Below are 17,328 nucleotides of genomic sequence, written 5' to 3' on the forward strand. Positions count from 1 at the left end.
TTCTCTTCTCTTAATCTAAATCTACAACAGGACGAACACTATACCCTTTTTCAAAGAAAGCAGGTCCATTATCTTCATTCCTGTTTGCTGAATTACCTTCCAGATTCGGGTTGGCATTAAGGGTACCCTGAAATATTGGAAAATATTCATTTCCCGGGGTATAGGTATTGAATGATGAATTACTAGCAGTAGCTTCAGTAAGCTCATCGGTGTTGGCCGTACCGTCTGTCACATAATAACCATGCTCAACCAACTGCTGCCGACGACCTGCATCATAGAAAAATCCCCACCGAAGTAAATCAATACCCCGACCGTTTTCACAACCAAATTCTTTGGGACGTTCCACGTTTGCAATTTGTTCAAAAAGATGATCAGCAGTAGGAAAGTCTGACAGTTGAAGGTCCGGAAGAGCAACCCGTTGACGCACTTCGTTGATGTAATCGATAGCAACCTGTGTAGGACCGTTGATTTCATTTTCGCATTCTGCTGCACGTAATAAAACATCACTATAACGCATGAGGCGCAGATTAACTCCACAATTCAATCCGGTAGTAATAGAACTGTAGATGTTGTTTCTTGCATTTGTAAACTTAGCGATCGATATTCCACCCCAGTCATTATTTGATAGCGGAGTCTCGGTGATCTCTTGCTGGTAAACGATGTTATTACGAGGATCTCCATCAGGATACGCGGCAGTGGACACGTCTGTATAGGCGTTATATTCATCCTCGTATGTAACCAATGTCCAGTATAAACGAGGATCAAGACGACCATCTGTGCAGTTCTCATCTTTAAAGAGATTATACAACCAAGGTGAGCCAGCCAGGTCACCCCAGCTACCTAACGTCTGAGAAGCAAAATTGCTTTCTACCGCATGACCTTGAGTTGCCTCCCTGCTTATAAGTCCCGGAACCCACTCTTCGACAGTACCGCCAGTACCAAAATCCATGAATTGAACTTCGAAGAGGCTCTCAGCATTGTTTTCAGTACTCTCTCTGAAGTTGTCACCAAAATCGTCCATCAGTCGGTAAGTTCCATAGTTCCCAGCTATGATATCCTGCAGCACAGTATAAGCTTCATCAAATTTATGACGAAACATCAAGGCTCTGGCCAAATACCCCGCAGCGGCACCGCTGGTGGCACGACCCTGAGCCCATTCACCCCCATCGTCTCGTGATGGCAACATATCCATAGCCAAGGTAAGGTCAGCCTCTATTTGATCAAATACCTCGTCTTGTGTATTGTTGGGTGCATACAAGGAGTTGAGGTCTGAATACGATTCATAGTCTGTGATCAACGGAACATCCTGGTAATAAGTAGCCAAATGATAGTAGGCCAGAGACCTGAGGAAGAGCGCCTGCCCTGCGATCTCATTATAGGTATCATCAGACATCTCCACGTCATCGATATTCGATAATACAAAGTTTGTGCGGTTTACCACATGGTAGTTGTCACGCCATATCCACATATCACCTATATCAATGGTACCTGGTGAATTGAGGTTGTCATACGCTATGTACCACTGTTGAGAAGAGTTCCAAACTTCATCACCACGTACAGCATCCATAGTGTAGCCAACGCGGGAAAATGTACCTTCAAGGCGTATACGATTGTAACACGCAATAATAGCCTCCTGAAGTTCTGATTCCGAATCGCCAAAATCGAAGGTAGTCTGATTGTTCGGGTTCTGAACTTCAAGCTGGTCTTCGCAGGCTGAACCTGCGACCAGCACCAACAGTATCAGAATTATTTTTAAAGTTTTCATATTAATACTCATTTTTCAGATCGTTTATTTAGAATGAGAATTGTGCTCCAACCGTTAAGGTTCGTGGTGTAGGATACGAAGCATAGTTGTAACCCGGAGTGAATGTCCCTCCTGCAAAGTCTACGTTATAACCCACATACTTAGAAAATGTAGCCAAATTTTGTCCCGTTACGTAGATACGAGCACTTTGAATATAATCTCCAAACCATTCATTAGGGAAGTTATAGCCTAATTGGATGTTGGCAATTCTCAGATAGGACGCGTCCTGAATGAACCGGTCACTGAATGCATCATTGGTGATATCACCATCAGGTCTGTTTGCCACCCGGGGCACTGTGGTGCTTGGGTTCTCAGGTGTCCAGGCATTCAATAGATCTACGTTCTTGTTGAGCGCTCCGTATGAGCTTCGTAATGTCATGTCAACAAAATCCACCACTTTGAAACCAGCCGCTCCAAATGTGAATATGCTCAGGTCGATACCCTTCCATTCAGCCCGCACATTCAAGCCGTAATTAACATCTGGTATACCACTACCCAAAAAGGTTTGGTCTTCATTGGTGATTTGACCATCATTGTTGATGTCGGCATAGGCCACATCGCCCGGTTGTGCTCCGTTCTGAACTACTAAATTACCTTCAGAATTGACACGGTTATCAATCTCATCCTGTGACTGAAATATGCCCTGGTAGACATAGCCATATAATCGACCCACTTCACGACCTACCTCCGTACGGGAGAAAGCATCACCGCGAGGCAGGTCTGTTACACCCAGCTTGGTCACCTCATTATTGAGCGTAGATAAGTTGGCAGAAATGTCAAATATCACAGGGCCCTGATCATGATGATAGGCAAGCATAAATTCAAGGCCTGAGTTGGTCATGGAGGCAGCATTCATTCTTACATCCGGGTTAGTAAAACCTGCCTGGGTTGGAACTTCTACTTGATAATGAAGTCCTTCTGATTCAGCCCTATACCAATCAAAGGTAAATTCCAACTGCCCCTGGAACATAGCAACGTCCAGCCCAACATCAAGAGTTTTCTTCTTTTCCCAAATAAGGCGTTCGTTTACAAAGTTTGATATGGCTGAACCGTTCACCTTTTCATTTGCAAAGCTATAGGTGTAATCAAGTCTCGCCATCACGTCCATGTAATCGTAGGGACCAAGGTTCGAAATATTTCCCAGTTCACCATAGCTACCCCGAACCTTGAATAAGTTGATCACCGATTCAGGTACAGGGAAAAAGCTTTCACGGTCAATACGCCAACCCGCTGAAGCAGCTGGGAACAAATCCTGGTTGTCATCGGGCGAAAGGCGGCTTGAACCATCGTAGCGTACGGTGGCAGACAGTAGGTATTTCTCATCGAAATCGTAGTTGATACGACCAAAATATGACCACAATACGCTTTCTTCTTCGTAGCTTTCTGAATCTGTCTCCAATGCGTTGTCTACCTGCAGAAAGTATGGTTCAGTTAGGTTAGTTCCCCTGGATGTGACTATCTGCTGGAGGTTGCGCTGGAATGATGTACCCCCTACCAAATTGAGGTGATTGCGTCCAAAGTTACCATCGTAGGTTATAAAGTTTTCTAACAGTGACGTGCTAAAGTCACGATACTCCTTTGTCAGGGTCTCACTCCCCTTTGGCAAGTAGTTCGTAGTACTCTGTATAAATGCGGGTACGAACGTGGAGCCTTTTACATAGGTCCTGTTGTACGACACGTTGAGGTTGTAATTCAACTTGTGATTGCTACTCTGTACATCAAACATATCCAGGAAGTCCACATCTGCTGAACCTGAACCTAAAATCCGGTCAACCTTAAAGTTACGCTCAAGCAGGTTATTCGTGAGCAGTACGTTCGTTACACGCAAGTCTCCATGGATGTCGTCATAGTAAGTGCCATAACCATAAGAGTCATAACTATATTCTGATGCAGCCGAAATCCTGTCATCCAGCACCCAGGTCGATTCATCGTAAGCCTTGATGGTAGGCGGTGTAATCAGAGCTGAAGCCATCACCGGATACTGGGCACCATACAGACCCTGTACGAACTCATTGGCGTTGCTGAGCGCCATATTGTCCTGATCACTTCGACTATACACAATGCCTGTTTTGAATGTAATAAACTTCACATCCATGGTGTTATTTAACCGGGCTGTGTAACGCTCCAGGTTAGGACCGGCTCCTTCAATGGTCCCTTCCTGGCTAAAGTAATCAAGCGAAAGGTTGTAAGTATTGTTTTCGCCTCCTCCTGAGAGGTTGATGTGGTGATTCTGACGAATACCTGTTTTGAACGCCTCATCCTGCCAGTTAGTGTTCACCTCGTTTGGATCAATATAATCTTCATGCGCAGGATCGTACCCATTTGGAACATCCAGGCCGCTGTTGTTATATGCCATGGTGAGGTATTGACTATACTGCTCGGAATCCATTACCTCGTACACTCCATCCGGCACCTGATCAACCCCATAGTAGCCGCTGTAGTCTATCTTCACAGGTTGGTTCTTCCTCCCTCGCTTTGTGGTGATGATCACTACGCCGTTAGCAGCACGCGCACCGTAAATAGCGGCAGCAGAGGCATCCTTAAGTACCTGAACTGATTCGATATCATTTGGCGAAAAGTCACGAATGGTTGTTCCAATGATTACACCATCTACCACATAGAGTGGTGAGGTATTGCCAAACGAACCGATACCACGAATCCGTATTGTAGGGTCTGCTCCCGGTTGCCCATCCGTAGTAACCTGAACACCTGCCACTTTACCCTGGAGCGTTGTTGAGATGTTTGAATTTGATATTTTCTTCATCTCTTCAGAGTCAACAATGGCCACTGAACCGGTAAGATCAACCTTGCGTTGCGTACCGTAACCGACTACAACCACTTCACCGAGTTCGGTTAAATCCAGAGCCATTGTGATGTCACCGAGTTCGGTCCTTTCACCAACGGCTACTTCAACACTTTTGTATCCTATAAACGATATTATTAGGGTTGCATCTGAAGGAACAGAAAGTGAGAAGTTACCATCAATATCGGTAATAGTACCATTGTTTTCATCTTTCTGTTGTACGGTTGCGCCCGGAAGCGGTTCTCCGCTTTCGTCAATGACTCTACCCTGCACTGTTATGCCTTCTGCTTGAGTCGTGCTGGTGTCTTGCGCGTATGCTGTCGGCGCGAATACCAGCAATCCCAACAGGATTAAATATAAATATTTCATAGTTTAGTATTTTTAGCTTAAGTAGTGATTATTCGACTAGTACGAGATAAGCTCCTTCTATTACGAGCGCGCAATTCAGATCTGAACTGTCTACCGTTATACCCGCATACTCCTGGAAGTGTGTTTCCCCAGTTGCATATGTAACATCATAACGTATATCAGCGGTATCATCACCGTTGTTTGTAACTGTGATCTCTACCCTGGAGCCACTTATGTTTGCTGCGAATACATCAAAATTCCAGTCATTTGTGAGAGTGGCAGTGCCATAGCCGTCACCCCATCCGAAGTTGTCCATTCGAACTACCGCATATTCAGTAAGGTCAGCTTTGCGAAGAATTGTACTGGGACTATGCCAGTTGTTTACACCATTGGAGTAAGTGTACATTATAAGCGTTACGCTCTCCCCTGAAGCAATGGGATAATCATCCGAGAATTCTGTCCACCATGCGGTCGAGAAATCAGTAGCACCTACCTGACCAGTACCCTGCACAAGGGTTAATGGGACTGTTGTGGTCACTGTGGTTGTGGCACCTTCGTAAGAAACATCAATGGTCTGAGCACCTGCCGCTGCTGGGATTGTACCAAAGTCAAGATTGGCGTTTGCGATGACCCCGGTGGACTCATCCGAATACGTTGCTGTCACCACCAAACCTTTCGGATTGAATATGACAGGATCACTATCGAAGAAATAGTATGTGGTAATGTCTGGCATTGTAGTAATCTCAAGGCTTGTAACAGCATTAGCTACTTCCAGGCTGTAAAAGGTTGATACAGCCTGAGTGAATTCGCCTTGCTTGGTTTTGTTATAAGCCACGATCACGGTCTTTTCTCCGATTGTAGTCATATCAGGGATGACGTTGAATGATAGATCTGCAGAGTCAACTTCAGTGGAAGATCCGTCAGCGAAAGTCACAGTGGCTGTGGCATCACCCCAGAAGTTTTCATTGCCTATTTCAACAAAATCAGGAGCTCCTGAGATTTCTATTGAAGTCGGCTCAACATCTTCTACAACAGTTACTTCAGATGGTAAAAGATAAGCTTCTTTCATCTCGAAATGGCTGCCATCGACAACCAAGAAGGCCACAATATCCTCCGTGGCAGAAACCGGTTGCTGATAGGTCATTTCCAGCTCCGTATCATCTGTTCCAACGGCAGTGGCAGTCACAAATACATTACCAGTAGCGGAGTGGTCAATTTTGAGTGTAACATCAGCACCCTGCATAATCATGCGGAAGTCGTTCCAGATATCCTCATCTCCGTCAAGGTCAGGATAGTTCTGAGAGATCAGGGGGAGACTGAAATCATCATTACCCCAGCCCCATGCATCAGCACGGAGCGTAAAGTACCCTACCTCGCCATTTTCCGGACTGTAGTCTTCACTGTTTTCTTCTACATTAGTGACAGCCAGGTTCCAGTTGTTCCAATTGTTGACACCGGTACCATGGTTAACAAACTTTAGAATCAATAGCCTGTCCGGGGGAATGGTGAAGTAATCAGAATGTGCACCGTTCCAACCGGTGCTGTTGTCTTCAGCCCCGACTATCGCTGTAGAGATATCCAGGAAGGTGGTATCACCTGTATCCCGAGCAGCTTTTGCAGCTGCAATGGAGTCAATTCTGGCCTGTAGGTCAGAGGGTGCATCAATTGAATAAATATCCACCTCCTCGCATCCAACTAAGCTGAATACTATCAAAACGACTGCCCACAAGGCGTGTCTTATCAGTATAGTTGTTTTCATAAAATTAAATTTGATTGAGTTCATATTTTTTAATAATAGACATGTAAATCATTATATTTTGTCGGTTTAAGCCTATAAGGGTTTATACCGACCGGCTACCTTTCTCCAATTAAGTCGCACCTGGCAGAGATTCGCCAGACTCTCCATCAGTCACTGTTCCGCTCACTGTAAAGGATTGTGCATAAGACCACCCTCCTATAAGTGGGAACATGCAACCGAAAATGTAACTTTTAAGCGTAGTAAAATTTCTCATAAAGTATTCGTTACGTTTCGAGTTAGTTCTTAATCATCTGATGCTCCTTCACAGAAGCATCAAACCATTACTTCATTTCTCAAAAGTGTTTAAAGTGTGGTATGAAGGGGTGGACTCATGTCTTTTATAAGTGGACGAATGAGTACTCATTGAATGAAATGAAATATATACCCGTAAAATTGATCTATATCATCAACTCATTTAATGAAATAGTTCTTATATTAAAAATTCAGTAATGAAGGTAGCGGTGAAAACTCTGCACTTTGAGTGCTGAGAAAAAGTGTTTAGACATTTATCCACCTATTTATAGAACACCAGTCCACCTGGGGTGAGCAGGTCTTATTATGTAACCTCTGCTTCCCGCTTCATGAACTCTTTCGGCGATTGTCCGTACTGCCTGGTGAAAAGCCGGGTAAAATATTTCGGGTCATTATACCCCACAGCATAGGCGACTTCAGATATATTCAGCTCATTTTGCTTTAAGAGTAAAAGTGCCTTTTTCATTCTGAGTCTGTTGATAAACTCAGTAGCTGACTGATCTGTGAGAGAAGATAGTTTTTTGTGAAGTAAGCTTCTGCTGATACCCATTGCTTTAACAAACTCACTGACGCCAAAATCAGAATTGCTGAGATGGTCTTCAGCCGTTCGAACTGCATGTTCAAGGAACTTCTGATCTTTGGTATTGGATGTGGCGGTATTTACATCAAAATCAGCAGATTCAAGAAACTGATGACGCAGCCTCGCCCTGGATTCGATCAGATTCCGGACCCTGGCGGCCAGAATATCAAAGTTAAATGGCTTTGGCAGGTAGTCATCCGCCCCGATCTCTAGCCCTTCAACCTGATCTTCTATCGCACTTTTGGCTGTAAGCAGGATCACAGGAATATGGCTGGTTGCCAGGTTGTTTTTTACCGTGGCGCAAAGCTCCAAACCATCTTTTTTTGGCATCATCACATCACTTATGATAAGATCAGGATTCCATTTTTCGGCAAGTTGAATACCTTCTTCACCGTCACCTGCTTCCAGTATGTTATAGGTTTTGTTGAACTGGTGAGTGATAAATTTTCGCAAGTCTGCATTGTCCTCCACAACAAGTACGGTTTCACGAGACTTCTCAAAAACATACTGTTCTTCATCCTCTGAAGCAGATTCTTCCGTTAGGAAAAGTTCATTCTTCAGGATCTCTACCTGCTGAAAGATATTCAGACCGCCCCTATCGCCTTCCGTCACTTCATCGGTACCATAAGATGCTTTTAAGCAGGGGAACTGAACCTCAAAGGTCGATCCATGACCTAACTCGCTCTCAACAAAAATTTCTCCGTGATGCGTTTTGATCAGTTCCTCCGTCAGTGCCAGACCAATGCCCGATCCGCTGATTTTAAATGCCTCCTCTGACTCAATCCGGTAAAACCGCTTAAAAACTAATGGTAGGTTTTCTTTGCTTATGCCCAGTCCGGTATCGTTTATTTTAATACTGATCACTGTTTTGTCTTCTTCTGAGAGGGTCTCCCGGTAATTAAGCTTTGACTCTTCAAATGTGAGGCCTGTTACCTCCATGCTGACTCTCCCTTTGTTGGGGGTGTATTTAAAGGCATTGCTCAGTAAATTATACAAGATGTTTTCGACCTTCTGAGCGTCAAACCAGACTTCCTTTGGAATGTCTTTTTCCTTGTAGTCAAAGGAAATCTCCTTTATTTCAGAGAGCGGTTTAAATGCATCATACACCTTCTGACAAAACTCCCTGATATTGCCTCTGGTAACTTTTAGCTCCATCCGGCCTTTTTCTATTTTCCTGAAATCCATTATCTGGTTGATCAGGTGGAGCAATCTCTGGGCATTTCTGTTGATAATCGCCAAAGTGTTCCTGGCATCAATGCTTAGCTTATTTTCCTTCAGCAATTTCTCAAGGGGGCTGATGATGAGCGTAAGAGGAGTTCTAAACTCATGGGAAATATTGGTGAAAAAACTCAGCTTTAACTGGCTGACCAGCTTTAACTTTTTATTCAGCTCAATTAGCTTATCCCGTTGTTTCAGGATCTCCCTGTTCTGTACTTCCAGCTTTTTGTTTTGTCCTTCTATCAGCTTTTGATTTGCCTCAAGCTCCCGGTTGTTATCCTGCAGCTGGACGGCCTGGTAGGACAAAGCTTCCTTTTGCTGATTGATCCGCTCAGTACGCTCCCTTACCTGTCGCTCCAGGATCATTTTCTGTCTTTTAAGTGAGTAGGTTCTCAACCGGATATACCCAAAAACCATACCTGTCAGAGCTAAAAGACAAAGGACTCTGAACCAGTTAGTCTCCCAGAATGGAGGTGCTATGTGAATGGCTAAAGTAGTGGGCTCAGAGGTAAACTCTCCATTTGAACCTGAGGCCTTTACCTTAAACACATAATCTCCAGGCTTCAGATTTGTGTAATTCGCATATCGTCTGTTAGAGGGGACGAAGTTCCAGTCCTCCTCAAATCCTTCCAGCGTATAAGCATAACGGATCATGCCCGGTTCCTGATAATTGAAAGAAGAAAACTCTACAGCAAAGATCTTTTCCTTGTAAGAAAGATCAATGGCCTTCGTCTTTGAAATACTGTTATGGAGTACTTCTATTCCGTTATACTCTTTACCGGGAACTACAGACTCGTTCAGTAATTTAATGTCGGTCAAAACCACCTCAGGACTGATGATGATTTCATTGATCCATTCCGGATAAAAGCTATCCAGGCCATTCATTCCCCCAAAGTATAGTTTCCCATTCTTATTTTTATAGGAGGCGGACCAGTAATACTGGTTATTCTGAAGCCCGTCAGAAACGTAAAAGTTTCTCACTTTCCCGGTTGTCGGGTTGAATCTGGACAGACCGTAATCAGTACTTAACCACAGGTTTTTTTCCGCATCTTCTTCGATCCCGTAGATAATATTATTGCTGATCCCATTGGCTGTGCCATAACGCTCAAACTTTACCTGGCCATTTTCACGCACAAGTTTATTGATACCCTGCCCGTAAGTTCCAAACCACAGATTTCCTTCCCAATCCTGAATGGCCGATATCACATAATTTCCACTTATGGAGGATTTATCATTCGGGTCAAATTTGTATTCGGTCAGAATGTATCCGGGCTTTGTTTTTGTATTATTCATTTGTACATGAAAAAGTCCTGTACGGGTTCCTACCCACAGATCTTCATTTTCATCCAGTAATAAACATCCCACACCTGTGACCCTACCCTCTTTAAAGTCTCTGAACAGGGTTTCAAAAGTTTCGGTTTTGATGTCATATTTGACCAGGCCACCTAACGTTCCGATCCAGAGACAGTTATCCTTACCTTTTATAATTGAGGAGATGAAACCACTGATTAAATTCGGGTTCTGATCCGGTCCTTCATACCTCCTGAAATATTCACTGGAAGTTCCCTCATTTACAACCATATTTAAGCCCATACCCCACGTACCGACCCATAACCTTCCTTTCTGATCCCGGATAATTGATGTTACAAAATCGTTGGACAAACTGCTGATATCATTGGGGTCAAACTGGTAATGGCGGAAGGTTCTCCTTTGTTTATGATACCGGTTTAGTCCACCCCCGGCAGTGCCTATCCACAGGAATTTTTCGTCTTCGTATATGGAATTGACCGTATTGCTGCTCAGGCTATTTTCATCACTTACATCAAACTCATAGTGTTCGATAGTATTTTGGTTAGAGCTGTAGAAATTAATCCCTCCACGTTCAGTCCCAATCCAGATATTGCCTTTATTATCTTTTAAAAGACAGTTAACAAAATCGTTACTTAAACTATGTTCAGAATTGGTTTCATTAACATAGTTTTTAAACGTATTTTTCCCTTTTTCTAATACACTCAGCCCACCCAATGTAGCCACCAGAAGATCTCCGGTCTCATCTTCCGAAATATCCATGACGGTATTGTGCAGCAAGCTGGCAGGATTTTCAGGTTCATTAAAATATTTCAAAAACCCATTTGAGTTCGGTTGATAAAAATTCAATCCAAACTCGGTCCCTATCCAGATTGTTCCGGGTTCAGACTCGTAAACATCAAGAACGACATCATTTGAAATACTGCCAGGATCATCATCCTGATTACGAAAAGTTGAAATCTTAGCCAATTTATCATCGAATAACAATAAGCCATTATCCGTTCCAACCCATATTCTTTGGTGAGAATCCAGGGTTATCGAATTGATAGCAGTTGCTGGAATCTCATCCTCCCCATCCCCATAAGGAAAATATGTCATCATCTCGAACCTGCCATCCGCGTCAATAACCTTCATTGCAAATAATCCGGAGGAAGTACCTATCAATATGGAGTTTTCCTTCCAGGGGCTAATAACCCGAATGATACCTTTCAGGTAACTATAGTTCTCAGTCTGTAGATTTTCCGCATGAATGAATTGACCTTTGTTATACAGATAGGTATACAGCCCCTCTGCCGTACCAATCCAAATATTGCCAAAAGCATCTTCATTGAGCGCGTAGATAAAATTATTCTTTAATGAGTTACTGCGGTCATTTTCATTATTGAATACCTCAAAATTATATCCATCATACCGGCATAATCCATTCCAGGTCCCAAACCACATAAACCCCTGGCTGTCCTGCAACATGCAGTCTACCATGTTTTGAGCAAGACCATCTTCTGTGGTGAGATGCTGAAAACGAACACTTCGATGCTGAGCAAATAGCCCCGCAGCGAACATCGCAAACAGGAAGGTTAACCACCATTTGAGATACAGGTAACTACAGATAACTGGCTTTCTGACCAAATACATACACACCTCCCATGATTAATACTTCTTCTTTCTAAATATACTAAACTTATCAGTCAATTTAAGATTATAAGTGTATAATATACAATTATAAATGTAATGAATTATTCAAAAACCACGGTTGATTGCTCGAAAGTTTATTTTGTGGAAAGAATTGGAGGCTATAAAATGAAAAAGCGCTAAGCACTCTGTTATGAATTGTTGCGACAGACTGTCAACTTACCTTAAAAGAGTTGTTGTGTTTTGTTAGGGGATTTATTCCATATAATGTTATGTGTAAATGCACTTTAATGCATTTTACACATAGTGTTGTGGTGCATTCTTATATTAATTGTCTAATTACATTCATAGGCAGAAACATTTTTTCGCTATCTGGCAATAGTTCAAAACCATATTTTGTATAAAATTTTACAGCGTTTTCGTTAATTGGATCAACAACTACAGCCATTGCTCCGAGACTTTGTTCTGATAGCGTATAAGCTCTGAATAATGCATCTAAGAGAAGATGTTCACCTAGCCCGGTTCCTTTAGTTTTAATATCTCTGACTAACCTACCCAATAAAATTACGGGAGCGTTATAATTTTTCGGTACTTTCTTTATAAACTTTTCCGGAATTAAATCTCTTCCCAGACTTTCGCTTGTTAAAGTATAATATCCAATTACATTTTTGTGTTTATCAACAGAAACAAAACAAGTAGCTAATCTTTTTTTGATGTCTTGACTAACTTGCTTATGCATGTAATTAGTTAATGATTCCTCTTCGCATTCAAAATTTTTCCTGTTGTGTGATTTCTCTAGTAAGGTTATTTCCACTTTTTAAGATATTTTCGATTTATATCTTTTTGCAGCTTCAATTAGATTTTGATTTGGTTTACTATTGCCATATACAGCATTGAAAAATATTTCCCGGTCTTTTTCAGTCGCTATGATTCTGTCATTCTTTGCTACTATTTTTTCCGCTTGTTTTTTAACTACTCTTACAATGAAACTGCTGAACGATTTATCCCCACTTAATTTTTGAGCCCTTTTGAAAATTCTCTTATCAGCAGATGATACTCTTAGTTCGATACGTTCATCCTTGTTTATTTGTGCTTCCATCATGATTTTGTTTTATACAAATGTACGTTAAAAAACCGTACAAAACAAGCTTATTTAAAATGTACCACAACGTCAACTGTAAATTCAGCTTGAGCATCGTTTAACAGAACTATTCTTTAATCAGCCTGATGTAATAAACTCCGGCAGTATAGGAGTCCTCCTTAGCTGCAAACCTGATCGTAAGTGCTTCTTCCTTTTGCAAGGATTCAGGAACCTTGTAGTTCACAGTGTAAAAGCCCTCTCCCTGGGGCTCGTTCATTTCTACGGTCGCAATTTTCTCTTCATTCAGAAAGATATCAAAATACCGATCCCTATCTCCTCCAAAGTAGGTTATCTGTAATTCTCTACCCTCTCGTTCTGAATTGTCCAGTTCGTAGCTAAACCAGCCGGAAGCTGCCCGCCAGTAGGAGCCTTCGTGTACTCCGGATTGTGTTTTCTCCCCCTTGAAACCATGTTCTGTCTCCGGCTGCTGCTCTCCCGTGGCTACCTGATCCACAGTGATTGCTTCCAGCTCAAGCATCCGTTTCTCTTTTACCTTTAAAGCCGCCAGTTTCTCATCCAGTTCATCAGGATCTACCAGCGACCAGTAAATCACGTAGCGTGCCTCATGGATATCGAAAAAGGGAACAAGCTTGAGGTTTTTATAGGCATCTGGATAGACAATCTCACTCACGTTGAAAGTAAGCGGTGAACGCTCTTTTTCAATCCCATTCAGCACCTCTTCACCAGAAGCTGCAACTATCATAGGAGCCTCGTCCAGTGGATAAAATTTATCACTCGCCACATGGCCCATCCGACTGTCATCAGACCACATACCTCCAAGATTTGTGGTGTCAGTAACTGCCGCCAGCACAACTGGTCCATGAATGAATGAGACCCATGGTGAATCATCCGGCAGGTGTTCTATCTTAGTTTGCATAGGAAGCACAATACTTATTTCATCTCCGTCTTTCCATTTCCTATCCACCCTGGCATATCCGCCTGTTTCATAAAACTCCTGCTTCTTTCCATTTACCGTGATTGAAAACTCACCTACCCAGGCCGGCTTCCTTATGTATATGCTAAAGTTTGCTTTCTTCTCAATTTCCAGAGTGAGTTTTGAAGATTCTTCGTATGGAAAACGGGTTCGCTGAGTGAGTTTTAATCCTTGATCGATCCAGTTCAGTTCTGAAGGGATAAACAGGTTCACATACATATCTTCTCCTCTGTGGGCATAGATCATTTCCCCGTATTTAGCATGATTCTCCAACCCAGACCCCACACAGCACCAAAAGCTCTCGTGCGGTCGGGAGTAGACCCGGTAATGCTGTGGCCGCATAGGAGTGAAATAAACAAAACCACCCTCAGGATGCTGGGTAGAAAGAATATGATTATAAAGCGCACGCTCATAGTAATCCATGTATTTATTTGAAGGATCACTTAAAAAGAGAAACTTTGTAAGCCGAAGCATATTGTAGGTATTGCACGTCTCCGGCCCCTGATTGGAGGCTATCACTGAGGAAAAATCATCTACAGGGTTGAAGTGTTCCCTCACGCTGTTCCCTCCTATGGCTACAGAACGATTCTCCGTTACGGTTTTCCAGAAAAAATCAGCGGCATCAGACCAGCTATCTTCAAATGCCAGGTCTGCAATACGCTTGTAACCAATAACTTTTGGGATCTGGGTGTTGGCATGGAGTCCGGTCAGCTCGTCTTTCTCTTCCAAAAGTGGCTGCAGGATCTTTTGATGAGAAAAGCGTTTAGCCAGGTCCAGGTACTTTTTATTTCCGGCCAACTCTGCTACATCAGCAAACACTTCATTGAGTCCCCCGTGTTCACTTTGCAGCATCTCCTGTATCTGCACGTCGCTAAGGTCTTTAGTGGTCTCAATCATCCAGTCTGTTAATTGGACCAGCATATCTTTAGCCAGGTCATTACCGGTATACCAATAGGCATCTCTCAAGCCTGCATAGATCTTATGGATATTATAAAGTGGTACCCAGCGCCCATTTAAAGAGAAATTACCTGCATCGATCTTCCCCTCGGCTATTTCAGCCCAAGCCTGCTTTCCGTTGGGGATTCCCCCAAGGTATCCGTTTCCATTTGCTTCCTGACATTTCTGAAGTTCGTCCAGCATGTAATTGATGCGCTGTAGCATACGATCATCACCTGTAGAAGCATACATGAGCGACAGAGCAGACAGGTAATGACCACCTATATGTCCATCCAGCCCGGTATTTTCCCAGTTGCCATAGCGTTTTGCTTTGGGCTCCAGCCCTGCATCGATCAGGTAAGGAGCCAGCAACCGGTCTACATTCATTTCCAGGATATAGTCCATATCCGTATTCTGAGCTTTGTAAAACGGACTTTCCAGCAGCCTGACTGCTGGTAAAGGGAAGGGTTGTAAGCTTTCCTGAGCATTTATACCAGAAATAAAAACGATTAGTATAAACCCGTATACAATTGATCTTTTCATTTTTCTTACTACTTAACTTTTCAATTACTTTTTAACCAAACTGACATAGGACTGACCTCTCTATGGCTCCATGCATAGTATGGAATTAGCTGAACAGACACTTCTTGTGTGCCAATCATCCCCGGTCCATTGATTACTGTTACTCCGTTCAGCAAATCACTTTGGTAATTGGCCGCAAAAGATTCAGCTCCACCTATGCTAATATCCAACGCATGGCCATTATTATCAACCCCTTCAGCACAATAAACAAGTGGTCCTCTTTGCAAAGCTACTTTTCCTTGATTATCTACAATATTCGGGTGACTCTGAATAGTTTTGACTTCCATGGGAAAACTTACCTCTATCTTATCTCCTGCATTCCATTCACCTTCAACCACAGCGTATCCACTTTCTTCAACTACATCAATTGGCTGGCCGTTTACCGATATTTCTGCAGAGGCCTCTGAAGCTCCTGTAAAGGTATACAGGTCACTTGGAACAGCTTCATTTTTAAGCCATCCAGGTATTCTGATCCGAAGTGTAGCATTTACAGCTTCTTCATTTTTAACGCTCAAAGTCACATCCCCACTCCAGGGGTAATTAGTACTCTGATCCAGCTCAAGTATTTTATCATTTATTGGCAATGTCGCGGAACTTTCCAAAAAAAGATTCACATAAGCATCCTTCCCTGAAACAGCATACGCATACCCCGAAACGGAAGGAACGAACCTGGAAAGATTTGAAGGGCAACAAGAACAATCAAACCACGCACTTCTACAAACAGCTCCCTGATTGAATTTTCGCTCTCCATCAAACTCCAGGGGATTTGGATAAAAGAACTTATCTCCTTCTAAGGATAAGCCAACGATCAGGCCGTTATAAAGAGTCCGTTCTAAAACGTCAATGTATTTAGAATCACCATGAAGCAGAAACATCCTGTGATTCCAGTAAACATTTGCAATTGCAGCACAAGTCTCCGCATAGGCATCGTTTGGAAGTTTATACGCTTCGTCAAAGCCTTCAATCCCATTGCCAGCTCCTAATCCACCAGTTACGTACATCTTCTTGCTCACTATATTCTCCCAGATCCGGTCTATGGCATCCAGATAATCTTTATCGTCCATGATTGCGGCAATATCCGCCATAGCGGCGTACATGTAACCAGCCCGCACGGAGTGCCCTACAGCTTCACTTTGTTCAGTTACCGGTTTATGATCCTGGGAGTAGATATCATATTCATGCAAATGCGGACCTTCATTGGAATACACGGTAAGCCCTTTTCCACGCCTGTCTAAAAAGAGACGTGCAAGTTCCAAATATTTTTCTTTTCCGGTAATCCGATAAAGCTTTATGAGACCCAGCTCGATTTCCTGGTGACCGGGATAAAAGGTCTGACCTTCATCCACACAGAGCTGATAGATCAAATCCGCATTTTTGATGGCAACATCCAGAAAACTACGCTCACCGGTAGCCTGATAATGGGCTACCGCTGCCTCATACATATGACCCGCGTTATACAGCTCATGGCTCCATCTTGAGTTAAGGAACCGACCTTCCTCACTGTAAGAACAGCAAATCATATCAGCGTAATCATTTGCCCTCAGTGTCCAGGGCGTGTACAGGTAACCATCATCTTCCTGAGCTGCAGCTATGTAACTCACCAGCGTATCCAGGTACCGTTTCATCTTTTGGTCAGGGTTGTTCATCAGGCTGTAAGAAGCCCCTTCAATGATTTTATATACATCCGTATCATCAAACCCATAGCCTCCTTTGAACTTTCCCTCTTTCAGTCCTCCGGCAAAGATGAAGTTATCAACTCTGCCGGTTTCTTCGCATTTAGCAAAAGAATAAGGTATGGTTACCCTGGTGGCAGTATCTATACGTCCTTTCCAAAAGCCATCTTTTATGATTACTTCAGTAAACGCTACTGGCTGAATGGGGTAATCCGATTGGACCGTTTCTTTATCCCCTCCGGTATCTTTGACCTTTTGATCACATCCAAAAAGCACAAAAACCACCATAAAAAAACAATAGTTGTTCAAGTTCTTCATATCT

Annotated in this window: 9 protein-coding genes; all 9 read right to left on the reverse strand. The window is 43.0% G+C overall.

The window, feature by feature from the left end:
• Positions 1–10: 10 nt before the first annotated feature.
• Positions 11–1,765, reverse strand: a complete 1,755-nt coding sequence (locus tag AC3E9V_RS20985) for a RagB/SusD family nutrient uptake outer membrane protein (RefSeq protein WP_488750128.1) — start codon at positions 1,763–1,765, stop codon at positions 11–13.
• Positions 1,766–1,793: 28 nt separating this feature from the next.
• Positions 1,794–4,976 carry a SusC/RagA family TonB-linked outer membrane protein gene (locus AC3E9V_RS20990; protein ID WP_488750129.1) on the reverse strand — a complete coding sequence of 1,061 codons (3,183 nt, stop codon included), beginning with the start codon at positions 4,974–4,976 and terminating at the stop codon, positions 1,794–1,796.
• A 28-nt stretch (positions 4,977–5,004) separates the two neighbouring features.
• Positions 5,005–6,714 (reverse strand): hypothetical protein, encoded by a 1,710-nt coding sequence (locus AC3E9V_RS20995; RefSeq protein WP_488750130.1) that lies wholly within the window; start codon positions 6,712–6,714, stop codon positions 5,005–5,007.
• 109 nt (positions 6,715–6,823) lie between these two features.
• On the reverse strand, positions 6,824–6,967 hold the full coding sequence (locus tag AC3E9V_RS21000) for a hypothetical protein (RefSeq protein WP_488750131.1): 144 nt from the start codon (positions 6,965–6,967) through the stop codon (positions 6,824–6,826).
• 342 nt (positions 6,968–7,309) lie between these two features.
• Entirely contained in the window at positions 7,310–11,743 is a 4,434-nt protein-coding gene (locus AC3E9V_RS21005) for a hybrid sensor histidine kinase/response regulator transcription factor (protein WP_488750132.1), read from the reverse strand.
• A gap of 319 nt (positions 11,744–12,062) precedes the next feature.
• The gene (locus AC3E9V_RS21010; protein ID WP_488750133.1) at positions 12,063–12,554 is read right to left on the reverse strand and encodes a GNAT family N-acetyltransferase; all 492 of its coding nucleotides are present in this window, start codon (positions 12,552–12,554) and stop codon (positions 12,063–12,065) included.
• A 3-nt stretch (positions 12,555–12,557) separates the two neighbouring features.
• Positions 12,558–12,842 (reverse strand): type II toxin-antitoxin system TacA family antitoxin, encoded by a 285-nt coding sequence (locus AC3E9V_RS21015; RefSeq protein ID WP_488750134.1) that lies wholly within the window; start codon positions 12,840–12,842, stop codon positions 12,558–12,560.
• 106 nt (positions 12,843–12,948) lie between these two features.
• A complete protein-coding gene (locus tag AC3E9V_RS21020) occupies positions 12,949–15,294 on the reverse strand; it encodes a beta-L-arabinofuranosidase domain-containing protein (RefSeq protein WP_488750135.1) in 2,346 nt (781 codons plus the stop codon).
• A gap of 20 nt (positions 15,295–15,314) precedes the next feature.
• Positions 15,315–17,324 carry a glycoside hydrolase family 127 protein gene (locus AC3E9V_RS21025; protein ID WP_488750136.1) on the reverse strand — a complete coding sequence of 670 codons (2,010 nt, stop codon included), beginning with the start codon at positions 17,322–17,324 and terminating at the stop codon, positions 15,315–15,317.
• Positions 17,325–17,328 lie beyond the last annotated feature (4 nt).

The sequence above is a fragment of the Marinoscillum sp. HNIBRBA16962 genome (assembly GCF_057801515.1).

Bases quoted from the DNA above. Each gene is read 5' to 3' on its own strand.
- AC3E9V_RS21020 (WP_488750135.1), bottom strand. From the start codon at position 15,294: ATGAAAAGATCAATTGTATACGGGTTTATACTAATCGTTTTTATTTCT.
- AC3E9V_RS20990 (WP_488750129.1), bottom strand. From the start codon at position 4,976: ATGAAATATTTATATTTAATCCTGTTGGGATTGCTGGTATTCGCGCCG.
- AC3E9V_RS20995 (WP_488750130.1), bottom strand. From the start codon at position 6,714: ATGAAAACAACTATACTGATAAGACACGCCTTGTGGGCAGTCGTTTTG.
- AC3E9V_RS21015 (WP_488750134.1), bottom strand. From the start codon at position 12,842: ATGATGGAAGCACAAATAAACAAGGATGAACGTATCGAACTAAGAGTA.
- AC3E9V_RS21005 (WP_488750132.1), bottom strand. From the start codon at position 11,743: ATGTATTTGGTCAGAAAGCCAGTTATCTGTAGTTACCTGTATCTCAAA.
- AC3E9V_RS20985 (WP_488750128.1), bottom strand. From the start codon at position 1,765: ATGAAAACTTTAAAAATAATTCTGATACTGTTGGTGCTGGTCGCAGGT.
- AC3E9V_RS21000 (WP_488750131.1), bottom strand. From the start codon at position 6,967: ATGAGAAATTTTACTACGCTTAAAAGTTACATTTTCGGTTGCATGTTC.
- AC3E9V_RS21025 (WP_488750136.1), bottom strand. From the start codon at position 17,324: ATGAAGAACTTGAACAACTATTGTTTTTTTATGGTGGTTTTTGTGCTT.